Source organism: Capnocytophaga sp. oral taxon 412 str. F0487 (assembly GCF_000271925.1).
In the GTDB taxonomy this organism is placed as follows: Bacteria; Bacteroidota; Bacteroidia; order Flavobacteriales; family Flavobacteriaceae; genus Capnocytophaga; species Capnocytophaga ochracea.
Window position 1 is genome coordinate 1 of record NZ_AJZR01000014.1, and the last position, 16,923, is coordinate 16,923.

The following is a 16,923-nucleotide window of genomic DNA, read 5'->3' on the forward strand; positions in this document are numbered from 1 at the left end:
TTCAGATGAGCAGACTCAATATTTTGTCACCCGAATTTACAAAGACTCAAAGTATATTTTAGCAGAAGGGAGTCAAGTAAAGAAATTAGCTGAGCAAGATGAGCATCTGCGCTTAATTAGCAGTCAGAAAGTACATCTTTTCACTAAAAGTCAAAAGAAGACAAAAAATACCTTTCGTTTGATAGAGGGTAGACTGCTAAAGAAGGATGAGAAGAGAGGAGAAATTAAAGAAGAGAAGATACTGTTTTTAAGTAACTTAACCGATGATTTTAGTGATGAGCAAATAGCCGGAATTTATAGGAATCGTTGGAAGATAGAGCAGTATTTTCGTTTTATAAAGCAAGAGCTTAACTTTAAACATTTCTTTTCAAGAAATCTCAATGGCATACAAGTGATGATGTATGTAATATTAATAGCATCAATATTACTATTGACATACATAAAAGAAGAAGGATTGAAAGGCTATAAAATCCCTAAAAGGCGATTTTGTTATGGTTTACAAGATGAAATAATTAAAGAAATTGTAATCCATTGCGGAGGAGATCCTTCAAAAATGTATTCTTATTCAGATAGTTAAAAATGTTCCTTACAACCTTAGTTTTAAACTTTGGCAAAGTGTATACCCCTAAAAGTGAGACATCTGAGATATCGGAAGGAAACGGAGAGATTCGGAAGGAGTGATTTAGGAGAGAGGTAAAAAATGAGCTATAAGATGGGTGGGGTTAGCTTATAGAGAGCTTATAGAAAGCTTATACGAATCTTGGACGATTGGTATAGAAAGGGTGTATAAGCAATTGATTCATAGTATAATACAACAAGGTTAAAAATGTTAAAAACGGGGTTTCGAGGCGAAAGAAAAAGAATCCTCACCCCGTCCCTCTCCCAAGGAGAGGGGGAGTGTAGCGACGGAAAAGGGGAGTGTAGCGACGGAAAAGGGGGAATGTAGTGACGGAAAAGGGGGAATGTGGCGAGTCATTTATTCAATAAGCCCCCGAACCCCCGAAGGGGGACAAGCTGGAAAAGAAGACAGGCCTCCCTCCTTACACATACCCAGCTGTCGCGAGGCACATACACAGTTATTGCTGGCTACCTCAAAGAGGGAGAATGTGGGGACGGGAAAACGACTATGAGGTTGTAAATCAGAGACAATTATTTCTCAAAACCTTGATTCTTACTGATAATTTTCTTACATTTGTGCGCTTTCGCAAATTGTGAAATTTGCTCATTTGCTAATTATGCCCTACCTTTGCGCTTTATTACTCAATATGACAATAGATTTTGAACATAAACAGTCGGCGCACTGTGAAAATGGAGTAGCATCTAATTTGTTGCACTTCAATGGAGTGGAACTGAGTGAACCGATGGTCTTTGGGATTGGGTCGGGACTGTTGTTCTTCTACTTTCCTTGGATAAGAGTGAACGAAGCACCTGCTATTAGTTACCGCACAATGCCGGGACACATTTTCAGTAAAGTAGCCAAACGTTTAGGATTTAAGGTGAAACGCCAAAAGTTTTCTTCCCCCGAAAAGGCAGAACAAGCCCTCGATGACAATCTTGCCAAGGGTATCCCTACGGGCTTGCAAGTGGGGGTTTTCAACCTACCTTATTTCCCCGATGAGTACCGCTTTCATTTTAACGCGCATAACTTAGTGGTTTATGGCAAAGAAGACGGCAAGTATCTTATTAGCGACCCTGTGATTCCTTATACTACGACCCTTACGACTGAGGAACTCAGCAAAGTGCGTTTTGCTAATGGGGTATTGGCACCCAAAGGACACCTCTACTACCCTACTCATTTACCCAAAGAGCTTCAGTTGGAAAAGGCAATATGGAAGGGTATCAAGCAGACGTGCAGTACGATGCTCGCTCCTGTGCCCATAGTGGGTGTAGCAGGAATTAAGAAACTCAGCAAGGATATACTGAAATGGCACCGCAAGAAAGGTGCGAAGACTACCAATCACTACCTCGCTCAGCTGATACGTATGCAGGAAGAGATAGGTACTGGGGGTGCAGGTTTTAGGTTTATCTACGGTGCTTTCTTGCAGGAAGCAGGCAAACTCCTGAAAAACGATGCCTTATTAGAGCTCTCCAAAGAAATTACCGATATCGGTGATGCGTGGCGCGATTTTGCGGTAGCCATAGCCCGCGTATACAAAAACCGTAGCACCCAAGCCGATGTCTATAACGCCCTCTCACAACAGTTGTACGCTATAGCCGAGAGAGAGGAAGCGTTTTTTAAGAAACTGAAAGCGGTAAGTAAAAAATAAATCCTTATATTTGCAGAATTAATAATTAAAAACATCATAAAATGAAAAAACTAATTAACGTAACATTTGCATTATTACTACTCTGCTCAGCAGTTACTTTAGTCTCTTGTGGAAAAGATGATGATAAAGGGGGTAAAACTGAACTTCCAGGAGGTGCAGAAGCCCCAGAAGGAACTAGAGAACTCACCCAAAACGGGATTACAGCGAAAATAGATAAAGAAGAATGGCGATTTAATAATACAGTATTGTATGTAACTGTAAAACTGACAAAACCGGATTTCAACTCAAAACCAAAAGGAAAAGTTTATGTGCAAGCGAGAACTACCGATGGAGAGGTTTTACTTGCTTGGAGAAATGGCGTCCAAGGACAAGGTGGGGAATTTGGCAATTATTGGAATGGGAAAGAATGTGAAATTCAATTTTCAATCGCCCTCCTGAATGGGAAACAAATGAAAGCAAACTCTTTAACTATTTTAAAAATTGAAGTGAACTGAAATAAGTGAGGAGTGAAAAGATAAATGAGAGCCACGAGATATTTCCAGAACTCCGATTAAAAAACTACTGATTTATAAAAATGAACAAAATCAACCTTTTACTTTTATTAGGCGTTGTCGCTACAAGCTGGGCGCAACAACAGCAAACCCTCGAAAAAGGGTGGAAATTTACCCGTGAGGACAAACCCGCGTTCTCACAAACCAATTACAACGATGCGAAATGGCAACGCGTAATCGTGCCCCACGACTGGGCTATCTATGGTCCTTTTGATATGGAAAACGATATCCAGCGCACGGCTATCAAGCAGGACGGACAAAAAGCAGCTATTGAACACACAGGGCGTACTGGCGGACTGCCTTTTGTAGGCGTAGGTTGGTACCGCACGCAGTTCAACGTACCTGAACTTACGTCCGATAAGCAAGTGTTTGTACAGTTTGACGGGGCGATGAGTAACCCGGAAGTATTTGTAAACGGACAAAAAGCGGGTGAATGGCACAACGGCTACAATACTTTCTTTTTGGATATCACTCCTTACGTAAAAGCCAATAACAACACTTTGGCAGTGCGACTCAACAACCTTACCCAGATGTCGCGTTGGTATCCAGGGGCTGGCTTGTACCGCAATGTGCATATTATCACTAAAAACAAGACGCATATCCCTATTTGGGGCGTACAGATTACCACCCCCGAAATAACAAACAACTTCGCCAAAGTAGTAGTAAATACTGAGTTTGTAGCTGATAAGAAGACTTCTATTGTAGCAGAAACTGTTATTTTCAATAATCAAGGTGAAAAAGTAGCGTATGCCAATACCAAAGCAACTCCTTACACTACCGATAAGATTTCAGCAGAACTGTATATTGATAATCCTCGCTTGTGGGACATCGGCAAGCCGTACCTCTATAAAGCTGTTACCAAGCTCTATGAAGGTGATACTGTAAAAGATGAGGTAACCACTACTTTTGGGGTGCGCTCTATCGAACTCAAACCTAACGATGGTCTGTACCTCAACGGACGCAAAATCAAAATACAAGGGGTGTGTATGCACCACGATTTAGGTCCGCTGGGCGGGGCGGTAAATGAGAGTGCCATACGCCGGCAAATACGCATTATGCAGGATATGGGAGTGAATGCTATACGCACTTCGCACAATATGCCCGCACCTGAATATGTGCGCGCTGCCGATGAAATGGGTATGCTACTCGCCGTAGAAAGTTTCGATGAGTGGGCTATCCCAAAAGTGGATAATGGCTATCATTTGTACTTCAAAGACTGGGTTGAAAAAGACCTCACTAACCTTGTAAAACACTACCGCAACAACCCTAGCGTGCTGATGTGGTTCATCGGTAATGAGGTGGAAGAACAGAGTGTAGAAAGTGGCTCGCAAGTAGCGCGCTATTTGCAAGATATCATCAAAAAATACGATACTACCCGCCCCGTGAGCAATGGTATGGATAGACCCCACGATGTGCTTAAAAATAATATGGCAGCAACGATGCAGTTAATGGGTTTTAATTACCGTCCGTTTAAGTACAAAGAGGCTTACCGCAAGTTGCCACAACAGCTTATTTTGGGTAGTGAAACCGCTTCAACAGTGAGTTCGCGTGGGGTGTATAAGTTCCCCGTAGAGCGCAAATCAATGGCTAAATACCCCGATATGCAATCGTCGTCTTATGACGTAGAACACTGCGGTTGGTCGAACTTGCCCGAAGACGACTGGATACATCAAGAGGATTTGCCTTATACCATAGGAGAGTTCATCTGGACAGGTTTCGACTATCTCGGCGAACCTACTCCTTACTATGTAGAATGGCCTTCACATAGTTCCTATTTTGGAGCAGTAGATTTGGCTGGGCTACCCAAAGACCGCTTCTATCTCTACCGCTCGCATTGGAATAAGGAAGCCGAAACCTTGCATATCCTGCCTCATTGGAATTGGGAAGGGCGCGAGGGTGAAGTAACTCCTATCTTTGTTTATACTAATTATCCTTCCGCCGAATTGTTTATCAATGGCAAGAGTCAAGGCAAACGTAGTAAAGACCTTTCGGTGAAATTAGAAGAGAAAGAACAAGAGGGTAATCCGTCAGACCTCAACCGCCAAAAGCGTTACCGCCTAATGTGGATGGATACTAAGTACGAACCTGGTACTGTGAAAGTAGTAGCTTACGATGCCAATGGTAAGGCAGTAGCCGAAAAAGAAATTCGTACCGCTGGCAAGCCTTATGCTTTGCGTCTCAGTACTCAATACAAAACAGTGCTTACCCCTAATAGCAAAGACCTCGCTTTCATCACTGTAGAAGCGGTAGATAAGGACGGCAATTTATGCCCAACAGTGAATGACCTTGTGCAGTTCAGCGTGAAAGGAGCTGGCTTTTATAAAGCAGCTGCCAATGGCGATGCTACTTGCACCGATCAATTCCATTTACCTAAAATGCACCTCTTCAATGGAAAATTAGTGATGATGGTACAAGCAGGTGAAAAAGCAGGCGAAATTACTATTGAGGCAAAAAGTAAAACGCTAAAAGGAAAGATTTCAGTAGAAGTTAGAAAATAGAACATAGAAATTAGATGCTGTTATTTTTATATATTTTGCCAAAGGACAAGAGCCTTTGGCAAAGTTTTTTATAGTAGAGGTAAAGCCAAGAACAATTGGTGCATTAACAAAAATATTGTATCTTTGTACTTTCATCTACAAATCGTCCACTTATGAACTACCGTCTTGCCTCTCCCGCCGATGCCCGCAAAGTAGCCACTGTGCTCACCGATGCTTTTGCTAACTACAATATGTATCGTGAGGTGCTCAACTCTTTTTTTACTACCGATAGCAAGTATATCGACTATCTGAACAAATTGCATTATGTGCAAGTGATGAGCAATATCCGTAAGGGTTATTGCTTGATAGCCGAAGAAAACAACGAAATTATAGCCGTCGGAGTGATGCAATCGTTGCAATACACTCGTATTACCCTTTGGGACTACCTACGCTCAGGAGCTTTTGCGCTTTGGCGTTATGCCAAACCTACTCAATACTTTTTACCTTTCTTAGACAAGAGCAGCGAGCACGCCAAAAAACAAACTTCTGAAAACAGATGGTATTTAGAGAGTTTTGTAGTGAGTCCCGCGTAGCAAGGTAAACACATAGGAGGTAGATTTTTAGACGAAGCCGTTTTGCCTTTAGTAGCGCGTGAAGGTGGAAACCAACTCAGTTTGGTTACCAATACCGAAAAAAATGTATCTTTCTACCAAAAACACGGTTTTGAGCAAATCCACCAAACCAAAATAGGAGGCGTAGATGTTTGGACGATGCTAATGGAAGTGAAGAGTTGCTATAAAGCACCTGACAACCCTGATTAGAAGAGTAACTTGGTACTTTGAAACTTTTTTTCTACTTTTGCGCCAAACTAACGTCTAACAACTATGTCAGTAACAGTAACCATAGAGCAAACCAGTCCGCAAGCCAATGCTATTATAGAGATGTTGAGAGCTTTTGATTTTGTAACGTTCAAAGAACCCAAAAAAGCAAAAGCCTTAGCAGCGCCTACCCAGTATGTAGCTTCTGATGAAATATTAGAAGAGGACGAAAATGGTATTCCTTTAGAGCACAAGGATTTTATTTTAGACCTCTCGAGGAAAATTAATAAGAAAATAGCCAAACGCTGGGATGAGCATTTTAACTTCTAAAGAATCTTATTATCTTAAAATTACAAATAAAATAGATGCAAAAAGCTGAATATAAAGATTTTGATTTGTTTATAAATGAAAATAACACTTATAAACCTATTGCACTTGAGAGTAGGCGTTATATAGGGAGTAAAGCCAAACTTACAAGTTGGATAATGAGTATTATTGATTCAGAAACTGAGAATATCCATACATTTTGTGATATATTTGCAGGTACAGGCATAGTAGCCAGTGAGGCTCTAAAGCGATATGCTAAGGTAATTATAAATGATTTTTTATATTCTAACAACATTATTTACAAAGCTTTTTTCGGGAAAGGAGATTATAATGAGCAAAAATTAATAGAAATTGTTAATTATTACAATACACTTGATCCAAGAGAGCTTAGTGAGAATTATTTTTCAGAATATTTTGGAGGAAAATTTTATGAACATCAAACGGCAAAACTTATAGGGTATATACGTAATGATATTGAACAATTACGTACAGAACTTACAGAAAAAGAATATTGTATATTATTAGCTACCCTTATTTACAATATTGATAAAATAGCCAATACTGTAGGGCATTTTGATGCTTACATAAAAAAGCCTATAAAATCTCAGCCTTTATTTTTACGATTAATAGATGCTCATTCATACACTAATGTGGTCATTCATCAAGAAGATGCAAATCTTTTAGTTAAAAAGATAAAAGCAGATATAGTATATATAGACCCTCCTTATAATTCAAGACAGTATAGCAGGTTTTATCATTTGTATGAAACTCTTGTAAAATGGGAACAACCTACGCTTTTTGGGGTTGCACTTAAACCCAAACCTGAAAATATGAGTAGGTACTGTACTACTAAAGCAGCAGCAGTATTTGAACATTTAGTATCTCACTTACAAACACGATATATAGCGGTTTCTTATAACAATACTTATAATTCAAAGAGTAATTCGTCAGAAAATAAGATTAGATTAGAAGAGTTAGAAGCTATTTTACAACGTTGTGGTGATACAAAAGTGTTTGAGCACACGCATCCTTTTTTTAATACAGGGCGCACTTCATTTGAAGACCATAAAGAAATATTATTTATAACAAAAGTGGATGAAGGACGAAGAAGTAAGACGTTCACCCCTTTTTTATGTGGGTGATAAATATAAGTTGATAACTGAAATTAAAACATTTTTCCCCAAACAAATAAAGCGATTTGTAGAGCCCTTTGTAGGAGGAGGATCTGTTTTTTTAAATGTAGAAGCCGAGAGTTATCTATTAAATGATTTAGATAAAAATATTATAGAGATACATCAGTTTCTTTGCTCGCAAAACAAAGAAGAAACTCATTTTTTTGAGGATATTTTTGAAGTGATAACTCATTATGGATTATCGTGCTCTTATAAAAAAGATGTAGTACCTTTATCGCTTAAACAACAGTATAAAAAAACATATTACGCTCATTTTAATAAGGAAGGTTTTACTAAGCTTAAAAACGATTATAACGCATCTGATAGAAGTAATATATTGTGGCTATACGTACTTTTGATATATGGCTTTAATAGAATGTTACGTTTTAATAGTAAGAGAGATTACAATTTACCTGTAGGAAATATTGATTTTAATAAAAATGTATATAGTGCTTTAGTGAATTACTTTTCTATCACTAAAAAAAGAAAAATTTACTGGAAGAGTTTAGATTTCAGAAGATTTTTTGAACAAGAAAAGTTCTCAAAAAACGATTTTATATATTTTGACCCTCCTTATTTGATTACTTTTAGTGAATATAATAAATATTGGACAGCACAGGAAGAGAGAGATTTACTTTTAATACTTGACAATTTAAGTACTAAAGGCATTAGTTTTGCCATTTCAAATGTAACACACTATAAAAACAAAGAAAATAAAAAATTTATTGAATGGGCTAAGAAATACCAATTAAACCCTATTAAAAGCAATTACATAAGCTATCACGACAACACTATCAAAGATTTTAATGAAGTTTTGGTTACTAATTATTAATGATGAACAAGAGAACAGCAGAATATAAACCCTTATTATTTACTACTACTGTTAGAAATCCACAGCGATTAAAAGGCTTATTATGGGTTTTTAAACAATTTGATGGGCAACAACTTACTGATGAAATAGCAACTAATGTAGTAGCAGAAGCCATACGTTATGGATTGTATCGCCCTACGACAGTCACTACTGCGATAAAAGAAAAATGGAAAACTTCTCCTAAAGGAGAGTTTGCCGATAAAATACTTACTGATGAAGAAGTAACCTATTTGTTAGAAAATAATCCACAACAACATAAAGAAGCAGGTTTTGCCAGAGGCTATCCTTCGCGATTTGCTACCTTGTATGATTTTTCAAAGGAGTTAGGCTTTGTTTATTATCAACCTAATGAACCTATTGAATTCTCAACTTTAGGAACAAAGCTTGCTCAAATTTATGAGATAACACTTTCTGATGATAATATCATAACCCAAGAAGTGCATCCTGAATATGAGCAACAAGTATTCCTACAGGCAATGTGTAAATACCAAAGAGCTAATCCATTTGTGAGAGTACTTAATGATAATGTGCCTCTTATTCTGTTATTAGAAACCATTCAGAAGCTAAATGCAGATACCGAATATAACGGAGCTGGTATATCACGCAAAGAGTTACCCTTGCTCATTTTCTGGAAAGACAATAATGCTGAAGCACTTTATCGGCGCATCAAAAAATTAAGAGCAGATTATCAATACAATCCTAGTGATGAGGTCATTATAGATATATGTACCCAAGAAATAATGGGAAATTTCAAGCAATTCAAGCCTAAATCAATTATTGATGAATATCCCGATGAGTTTATAAGAAAAATGCGACTCACGGGACTTATTTCGTTAAGAGGCGGAGGTAGGTTTATAGATATTAATCATAATGAAAATAATAAGATACAATATATTTTAGCCAATTATAGTACTTATACACACTACACTTCTGAAAGAGCTTATTTTGAATATATGGCTCAGATAGATGAGAATTTGTTTAGTATACCTACTTATCAGAATGATGCCTCTAAAAATGAATTGTTATTATTGCAATGGTTAAAACAATACCAATGGGAGGTTATAAAAGAAGAATTGCTTAACTTGGCTCACCGAAAAGTGTCTAAAGATGAAGTGCTTAAGTTTTTACCAAATGCTACACGATTGGAGTTTTTGATAGCTCTTTCTATAAAAGCCAAATTGCCTAATGTAAGAGTAGTCCCTAATTATCCTGCTGACGATACAGGACTACCCACTTCAACCGCAGGAGGAAATAACGGAGATATAGAATGTGTAGAACACCCTAACGGCATACTTGTAGAAGTAACAATGGCTGAAGGAAGAACACAAACAATGATGGAGATATGGCCTATTGAGCGTCATTTAGAAGACTTTAAAAAACAATACAATAACTCACAATGTGTTTTCGTTGCTCCTACTATTTTCAGTGATTCATTAAGGCAAATAAAATTTGTTGAACAAGATAAAAATCTTTTTATTCGTCCTTATAAAATAACAGAGTTTATTTCTTATCTTGAAGAAACAAAAAGGCTGTATAATAGTTAGAAAATTAGTTATTTTGCCTATTATTTTCTACTTTTGCGCCAAACTAACGTCTAACAACCACTGCCCTTGTGGTTCACACTTATGATTAATAATAACCAATATATGAAATTCAACGAGTACAAACACTTAGACCTTACTAAGATAGCAGAAGAAATATTGGCTTTCTGGAAAGCCGCTAACATCTTTGAGCAGAGTATCGCCTCACGTGAGGGCGCTATTCCGTTCGTGTTTTTTGAAGGACCGCCATCTGCCAATGGTGTGCCTGGTATTCACCACGTGATGGCGCGCTCTATTAAGGATATTTTCTGCCGTTATAAAACTCAGAAAGGATTTCAAGTAAAACGCAAAGCAGGTTGGGATACCCACGGCTTGCCCGTAGAATTGGGAGTAGAGAAAGAACTCGGCATCACCAAAGAAGATATAGGCAAAAAGATAAGCGTAGAGGACTATAACAAGGCTTGTAAGGAAGCCGTGATGCGCTATACCGACATCTGGAACGACCTTACCGAGAAAATAGGCTACTGGGTGGATATGGAAGACCCTTACATCACCTATAAACCTAAGTATATGGAAAGCGTGTGGTGGCTTTTGAAACAACTCTATAACAAGCAGTTGCTGTACAAAGGCTACACCATTCAGCCGTACTCACCTAAGGCAGGGACAGGCTTGTCATCGCACGAGCTCAACCAACCGGGTTGCTACCGCGATGTGAGCGATACTACGGTAGTAGCTCAATTTAAAGTAAAAGCGCTATCAACGGCGGCAAGTAAAGCATTGGGTAACCCTACAGCACCTATCCATATCCTCGCTTGGACAACTACCCCTTGGACGTTGCCTTCTAACACCGCGCTTGCCATGGGCAAAGAGATTGATTATGTACTCGTAAAAACATTCAATCAATATACTTTTGAGCCGATTACTATCATCATCGGCAAACCGCTTTTGGCAAAACAATTCGGCAAAAAGTTTGTAGAGGGCGATACTGTTGCTTTGGCGGCTTACACACCCGAAAGCAAGACGATTCCTTATCAAATTATAGGGGAATGCAAAGGTGCTGACCTTGTGGGTACTGCTTACGAGCAACTCATTCCTTGGTGCACTCCTACCGAAAACCCTACTGAGGCTTTCCGTGTGATTGCAGGCGACTTTGTTACCACCGATGACGGTACAGGTATCGTGCATATAGCACCTACTTTTGGTGCGGACGACGCCCGCGTAGCTAAAGAATACGGCGTGCCCCCAATGCTTGTGAAAGACGCACACGGCAATTTGATTCCGCTAGTAGATTTGCAAGGAAAATTCATCACAGGGCACAATATTCCTGAGGCTTTTGCCGGTAAATATATCAAAAATGAGTATTACGATGCAGGGCAAGCGCCTGAAAAGTCGTGGGATGTGAGCTTGGCTATTCTCCTCAAAGAAGAAAACAAGGCTTTCAAAGTAGAAAAATACGTACACAGCTATCCGCACTGCTGGCGTACTGATAAACCGGTGTTGTACTATCCGCTCGACTCGTGGTTCGTACGTGTAACCGATTTCAAAGAGCGTATGTTCGACCTCAATGAAACCATCAACTGGAAACCTAAGGCTACCGGTGAAGGGCGTTTTGGCAACTGGCTCAAAAATGCTAACGACTGGAACCTTTCGCGTTCGCGCTATTGGGGTATCCCGTTACCTATTTGGCGTACAGCCGATAAACAAGAGGAAATCTGCATCGGTTCGGTAGAAGAACTAAAAGCCGAAATACAAAAAGCTATCGCGGCAGGAGTGATGACAGCCGACCCTTATAAAGATTTTGTAGTGGGCGATAACTCCGAAAGCAATTACGACAAGGTAGATTTACACAAAAATATCGTAGATAACATAGTGCTCGTGTCGCCTTCGGGCAAGCCAATGCACCGCGAAACTGACCTTATCGACGTATGGTTCGACTCTGGGTCTATGCCATATGCACAATGGCACTATCCTTTTGAAAACAAAGAGTTTATCGATAACTACACCGCTTATCCAGCCGACTTTATAGCCGAAGGGGTAGACCAAACACGCGGTTGGTTCTATACGCTCCACGCGATTGCTACTTCGGTATTCAACAGTGTAGCGTACAAAAACGTAGTGTCTAACGGATTGGTGCTCGACAAGAACGGACAAAAGATGTCGAAACGCTTGGGCAATGCGGTAGACCCATTCACTACCATTGCCGAGTATGGTGCTGATGCCACTCGCTGGTATATGATTTCTAACGCTAATCCTTGGGATAACCTCAAATTTGATTTAGAAGGGGTAGCGGAAGTGCGCCGTAAGTTCTTTGGTACGCTCTACAACACTTATTCATTCTTTGCGCTCTATGCCAATACCGATAGCTTCACTTATGCAGAAGCCGATATACCACTGGCAGAACGCCCAGAAATAGACCGCTGGATACTTTCGGAACTCAATACCCTCATCAAAGAAGTAGATGCCCTCTATGCCGATTATGAGCCTACCCGCGCTACGCGTGCTATCTCGGATTTTGTACAAGAAAACCTCAGTAACTGGTACGTACGCTTGTCACGTCGTCGTTTCTGGAAAGGAGAATACGAAGCCGATAAAATAGCCGCTTACCAAACCCTTTACACTTGCCTCATAACCATCGCTAAACTGATGGCGCCTATAGCACCTTTCTATGCCGATAGATTGTACAAAGATTTGGTGAGTGTTACTGGTAAAGAAAACAAAGAAAGTGTACACCTCACCGATTTCCCTGTAGCTAATGAAAGCTATATCGATAAATCATTGGAAAGCAAGATGCAGAAAGCGCAGACTATCTCGTCTTTAGTACTATCGTTGCGCAAGAAAGAAAGTATCAAGGTGCGTCAGCCATTGCAAAAGATAATGATACCGATAGCCAACGCTACTGAGCGTGCAGAAATAGAAGCCGTAGCAAACCTTATCAAGCACGAGGTGAATGTGAAGGAAATAGAGCTTTTGGAAGATGCATCAGGTATATTGGTAAAACAAATCAAACCGAACTTCAAGACCTTAGGACCTAAGTTTGGTAAAGATATGAAAGCCATTGCCACAGCGGTACAAGAATTTGGTCAGCAGGAAATAGCACAGTTTGAAAAAGCACAAACGTACAGCTTGCAACTGCCTGACAAAACGGTTACTTTGAGTTTGGACGATGTAGAAATCAGCACCCAAGATATAGAAGGCTGGTTGGTTGCCACCGCTGGTAGTCTATTGGTAGCCTTGGATATTCACATCACCCCCGAACTGCGCCAAGAAGGTATCGCTCGCGAGTTGGTGAACCGCATTCAGAATATCCGTAAGGACAATGATTACGACATCACCGACCGCATACAAATACGCCTCCAAGCGCACCCTGCCCTACAAGAGGCAGTAACTGCCAACGAGGCTTACATCAAGAATGAAACCCTTACCGACAGCATCTCTTTTGTAGATAGCCTGCCAGAGGGTGAAGAAATTGCATTCGATGAAGTAACGACAAGAATAGTTGTTAGCCGGTCGTAATACAACAAGCTGTCACACACTTTGCCAATATCCCTAGATTTTGACAAAGTGATAAGAAAAGCGCGATGTTTAAAATAATAAACATCGCGCTTTTTTATTGACTTATTTACTAATTTTTCTTCCCTTTTCTTTCGTCTCGAAACCCCGTTTTTAACATTTTTAGCGGTGTTGTATTACTTTATGAATCAACTGCTTATACACCCTTTCTATACCAATCGTCCAAGATTCGTATAAGCTTCCTATAAGCTTTCTATAAGCTAACCACACCCTCCTTATACCCTTTTTTCACCAAAACTCCCTTCAACCTCCTTTTGGAAATCTCCGTTTTCTTCCGAACTACTCAACCCTCCACATTTGCTAATTCTCTCATTTGCTAATTTACTAATTTCCCCGCCCCCACATACCCAGCTGTGAGCTCTCGCTGGCTTTGGCTCGCACCTTTGGCAAAGTTAATCGCCCGTCGCTTCTCCCTCTAATACCTATGGACTATGACCTTTTCTAATTAAAAGTATATTTCAAAAAGTGTTTAGGTACTGAAAACTTTTATTTTTAGAATCAGAAAGATAAAAAAGTGAGGTTCAACGGCAGAAATTTTTAGAGCATTTATAACTTATAAAGATAATTTTGTCCTAACTTTATAACTATCAAAACGTTCACTGAAATTGTTAATAACTGTGTTGATAACTATTTTGTTTTTGTTGAAAACTTGTCACTTTATTCCGTATCTTTGCCCCAGCAACTAAGGAAAAAACACTTCCCCTTTTTAGGGAACTTATAAAAGCAACATTATTCAATGCGTTATAAATGAGTGATTTATATAAATCACTCAGCACTTTCTTTCTCTCTAACTAAAAGAAGAGGGTTAAAAATAAAGTTATTAGGCTATACTTGTATTATATAAACATTCCTAATACATCACATACTTGAAAATTGTTAATAAAATAGAGAAATTAGTGACCATTACCATTACAACTTGGAAGCTTAATGCTCGAGAAATTAAAATTTGTATCTGAAATAATAATAAAATAAAAAATTATGTCTAAATTCACTAAGCTTACAGCTGAACAGCTTCAAACAAAGCGTAATTTCATCGAAAATTACCTACAATCTCACAATGCCGCTACTGGGTCTCTCTTCGATGCCAATGCCAATGTGGCACATAAAAACATCGCTACGATGGAGGCAGAACTCAATAAAGATATCAATATCCAAGTGAACCGTTCGCTCGTGTCTCACAAAATCGAACAGCTCTTTGGCAAAGAATTAGCCGATGAGTATATCCGTCAGATTGAGGAACACGAAATCTACGTGCACGACGAAACGAGCCTCAAACCTTATTGTGTGAGCGTTTCGATGTATCCTTTGCTCTTGGACGGGCTCGTAAAACTCGGCGGGGAAAGCAAAGCTCCGCAACACTTAGCAAGCTATTGCGGGTCGTTCGTGAACTTCCTCTTTTCCGTTTCCTCACAATTTGCAGGAGCGGTAGCAACGGTAGAGTTCCTAATGTACTTCGACCATTTTGCTCGTAAAGACTATGGCGATGATTACCTCAACACCCACCGTGAAGTGATAGAAAACGAACTGCAACACGTAGTATACGCTATTAATCAGCCAGCAGCAGCACGTGGCTATCAGTCAGTATTCTGGAACATATCGCTGTATGACCGCCCTTATTTCGATTCGATGTTCGGTACATTCGTTTACCCCGATGGTAGCAAGCCTACTTATGAGTCTTTAGACAAGCTCCAACAGTTCTTTATGCATTGGTTCAACATCGAGCGCACCAAAGCGATACTCACCTTCCCTGTGGTAACCGCAGCAATGCTCACTAAGGACAAACACGTTTACGACGAGCATTTTGCGCGCTTCTGCGCCAAAGAGCTCAGCGAGGGCAATGCATTCTTCATCTATCAATCAGATAATGCCGATTCATTAGCAAGTTGCTGTCGCTTACGCAATGAAATTTCTGATAACACTTTTAGTTATTCACTCGGTGCGGGAGGTGTTTCTACCGGTAGTATTAATGTGATAACCATTAATATGAATCGCCTTTACCAAAAACACTTGTCGTTGGAACGCACCTTAGATAATATCCATAAATACCAAGTAGCTTACCGCGCTATTGTTCAGGATTACAAAGATGCGGGTATGTTACCAGTGTACGATGCGGGCTTCATCTCACTTGATAAACAATTTCTCACCGTTGGTATCAACGGAATGGTGGAAGCTGCAGAGTATTTAGGTATTCGCATTTCCGACAACCCCGACTATAAAGCATTCATCAACAAAAACCTCAAACTAATTTACGACAAAAACAAGGAAGCTAAAGCCAAATATGGCTTTATGTTCAATACCGAGTTTGTACCTGCCGAGAACTTAGGCGTGAAGAATGCTGCTTGGGACAAAGCCGACGGCTTGCAAGTGCCACGTGATTGCTACAATTCATATTTCTATATTGTGGAAGACAGCTCTCAAAACCTTATCGATAAGTTCTATTTACACGGAAACGACTATATACAGTACTTAGACGGCGGTTCGGCTTACCACTGCAATCTCGAAGAATACACCACTGCCGAAGGTTTTTATAAGTTGCTAAATGTAGCCGCTAAAACGGGTTGTAACTACTTCTGCTTTAATATATGCGTAACCGTGTGCAACGATTGTGGCTATATCGATAAACACACGCACGACCACTGCACCCATTGTGGTTCTGAAAATATCGACCACGCGACACGGGTGATAGGCTATCTCAAACGCATTACTAATTTCTCTAAAGACCGACAAAAAGAAGCTAAAATACGTTACTATGGGAACGCTACGGTATAGCAGTTACGATATAGTCCTCCAAGAAGTACCTAATGAGATATCCCTGTGTTTTACCATCACAGGGTGTCCGTTAGGTTGCGAAGGGTGCCATTCCGAATATATTTGGGACGGTAGCAAAGGCTGTGCGCTTACTAATGAAGGTTTGGAACAACTGCTTAGCAAGTATGAAGATATGATAAGCTGTGTGCTGTTTATGGGAGGCGAGTGGCAGGTAGAAACCCTGCTCTCGCTTATCTTCCAAGTGAAGTGCAAACGGCTGAAAACGGCACTCTATACAGGGCTTAATCTTAAACAAGTACAGCGCAAATACCCTGAGCTGTTAGGGTGTTTAGACTACATCAAAACCGGTAAATGGTTACCTAAACTCGGTGGCTTAGACAGCCCCACCACCAATCAAGAGTTTTTAAACCTGCAAACCGGAGAGGTGATGAACAAAGTGTTTTTAAAGGTAAAAGGAAAAGCCTGACTGCAGACGTAGCTAGGTGTGTGAATAAGAAAATAATACCAAGATTTCACACGTACAGCTATCTCCTCTTTTATTGTTGCTTGTGTGATGGGAG

General features: G+C 39.9%; 12 protein-coding genes and 1 pseudogene. All 13 read left to right on the top strand.

Annotated elements, in window-relative coordinates:
* A partial coding sequence (locus HMPREF1321_RS02190; protein ID WP_009421172.1) for an IS4 family transposase occupies positions 1–577 on the top strand: 577 nt, incomplete at its 5' end.
* 385 nt (positions 578–962) lie between these two features.
* Positions 963–1,130, top strand: a complete 168-nt coding sequence (locus HMPREF1321_RS12120) for a phosphinothricin acetyltransferase (RefSeq protein ID WP_083832711.1) — start codon at positions 963–965, stop codon at positions 1,128–1,130.
* 135 nt (positions 1,131–1,265) lie between these two features.
* The gene (locus HMPREF1321_RS02195) at positions 1,266–2,267 is read left to right on the top strand and encodes a BtrH N-terminal domain-containing protein (RefSeq protein WP_009421192.1); all 1,002 of its coding nucleotides are present in this window, start codon (positions 1,266–1,268) and stop codon (positions 2,265–2,267) included.
* Between the two features lie 41 nt (positions 2,268–2,308).
* Positions 2,309–2,761, top strand: a complete 453-nt coding sequence (locus HMPREF1321_RS02200) for a hypothetical protein (protein WP_009421240.1) — start codon at positions 2,309–2,311, stop codon at positions 2,759–2,761.
* An 80-nt stretch (positions 2,762–2,841) separates the two neighbouring features.
* The gene (locus tag HMPREF1321_RS02205; protein ID WP_009421174.1) at positions 2,842–5,316 is read left to right on the top strand and encodes a DUF4982 domain-containing protein; all 2,475 of its coding nucleotides are present in this window, start codon (positions 2,842–2,844) and stop codon (positions 5,314–5,316) included.
* Positions 5,317–5,468: 152 nt separating this feature from the next.
* A pseudogene (locus HMPREF1321_RS12380) lies at positions 5,469–6,116 on the top strand (GNAT family N-acetyltransferase).
* A 63-nt stretch (positions 6,117–6,179) separates the two neighbouring features.
* Entirely contained in the window at positions 6,180–6,443 is a 264-nt protein-coding gene (locus tag HMPREF1321_RS02215; protein WP_009421200.1) for a hypothetical protein, read from the top strand.
* 35 nt (positions 6,444–6,478) lie between these two features.
* A complete protein-coding gene (locus HMPREF1321_RS02220) occupies positions 6,479–7,582 on the top strand; it encodes a DNA adenine methylase (protein ID WP_009421168.1) in 1,104 nt (367 codons plus the stop codon).
* Positions 7,536–8,444: a Dam family site-specific DNA-(adenine-N6)-methyltransferase gene (locus HMPREF1321_RS02225; protein WP_009421196.1), complete on the top strand. Its 909-nt coding sequence runs from the start codon at positions 7,536–7,538 to the stop codon at positions 8,442–8,444. Before HMPREF1321_RS02220 ends, HMPREF1321_RS02225 begins: the two co-directional genes overlap by 47 nt.
* The gene (locus HMPREF1321_RS02230; protein ID WP_009421169.1) at positions 8,444–10,027 is read left to right on the top strand and encodes an AlwI family type II restriction endonuclease; all 1,584 of its coding nucleotides are present in this window, start codon (positions 8,444–8,446) and stop codon (positions 10,025–10,027) included. Before HMPREF1321_RS02225 ends, HMPREF1321_RS02230 begins: the two co-directional genes overlap by 1 nt.
* A 102-nt stretch (positions 10,028–10,129) precedes the next feature.
* The gene (gene ileS / locus HMPREF1321_RS02235) at positions 10,130–13,537 is read left to right on the top strand and encodes an isoleucine--tRNA ligase (RefSeq protein WP_034575537.1); all 3,408 of its coding nucleotides are present in this window, start codon (positions 10,130–10,132) and stop codon (positions 13,535–13,537) included.
* A 1,035-nt stretch (positions 13,538–14,572) separates the two neighbouring features.
* The gene (nrdD, locus tag HMPREF1321_RS02240) at positions 14,573–16,363 is read left to right on the top strand and encodes an anaerobic ribonucleoside-triphosphate reductase (protein ID WP_009421221.1); all 1,791 of its coding nucleotides are present in this window, start codon (positions 14,573–14,575) and stop codon (positions 16,361–16,363) included.
* On the top strand, positions 16,344–16,829 hold the full coding sequence (nrdG, locus tag HMPREF1321_RS02245; RefSeq protein WP_009418616.1) for an anaerobic ribonucleoside-triphosphate reductase activating protein: 486 nt from the start codon (positions 16,344–16,346) through the stop codon (positions 16,827–16,829). Before nrdD ends, nrdG begins: the two co-directional genes overlap by 20 nt.
* Positions 16,830–16,923 lie beyond the last annotated feature (94 nt).

Coding starts and splice junctions, on each gene's coding strand:
- HMPREF1321_RS12120 (WP_083832711.1), top strand. CDS start 963: ATGTGGCGAGTCATTTATTCAATAAGCCCCCGAACCCCCGAAGGGGGA.
- HMPREF1321_RS02205 (WP_009421174.1), top strand. CDS start 2,842: ATGAACAAAATCAACCTTTTACTTTTATTAGGCGTTGTCGCTACAAGC.
- nrdG (WP_009418616.1), top strand. CDS start 16,344: ATGGGAACGCTACGGTATAGCAGTTACGATATAGTCCTCCAAGAAGTA.
- HMPREF1321_RS02195 (WP_009421192.1), top strand. CDS start 1,266: ATGACAATAGATTTTGAACATAAACAGTCGGCGCACTGTGAAAATGGA.
- HMPREF1321_RS02230 (WP_009421169.1), top strand. CDS start 8,444: ATGATGAACAAGAGAACAGCAGAATATAAACCCTTATTATTTACTACT.
- HMPREF1321_RS02215 (WP_009421200.1), top strand. CDS start 6,180: ATGTCAGTAACAGTAACCATAGAGCAAACCAGTCCGCAAGCCAATGCT.
- HMPREF1321_RS02220 (WP_009421168.1), top strand. CDS start 6,479: ATGCAAAAAGCTGAATATAAAGATTTTGATTTGTTTATAAATGAAAAT.
- ileS (WP_034575537.1), top strand. CDS start 10,130: ATGAAATTCAACGAGTACAAACACTTAGACCTTACTAAGATAGCAGAA.
- HMPREF1321_RS02225 (WP_009421196.1), top strand. CDS start 7,536: ATGAAGGACGAAGAAGTAAGACGTTCACCCCTTTTTTATGTGGGTGAT.
- nrdD (WP_009421221.1), top strand. CDS start 14,573: ATGTCTAAATTCACTAAGCTTACAGCTGAACAGCTTCAAACAAAGCGT.
- HMPREF1321_RS02200 (WP_009421240.1), top strand. CDS start 2,309: ATGAAAAAACTAATTAACGTAACATTTGCATTATTACTACTCTGCTCA.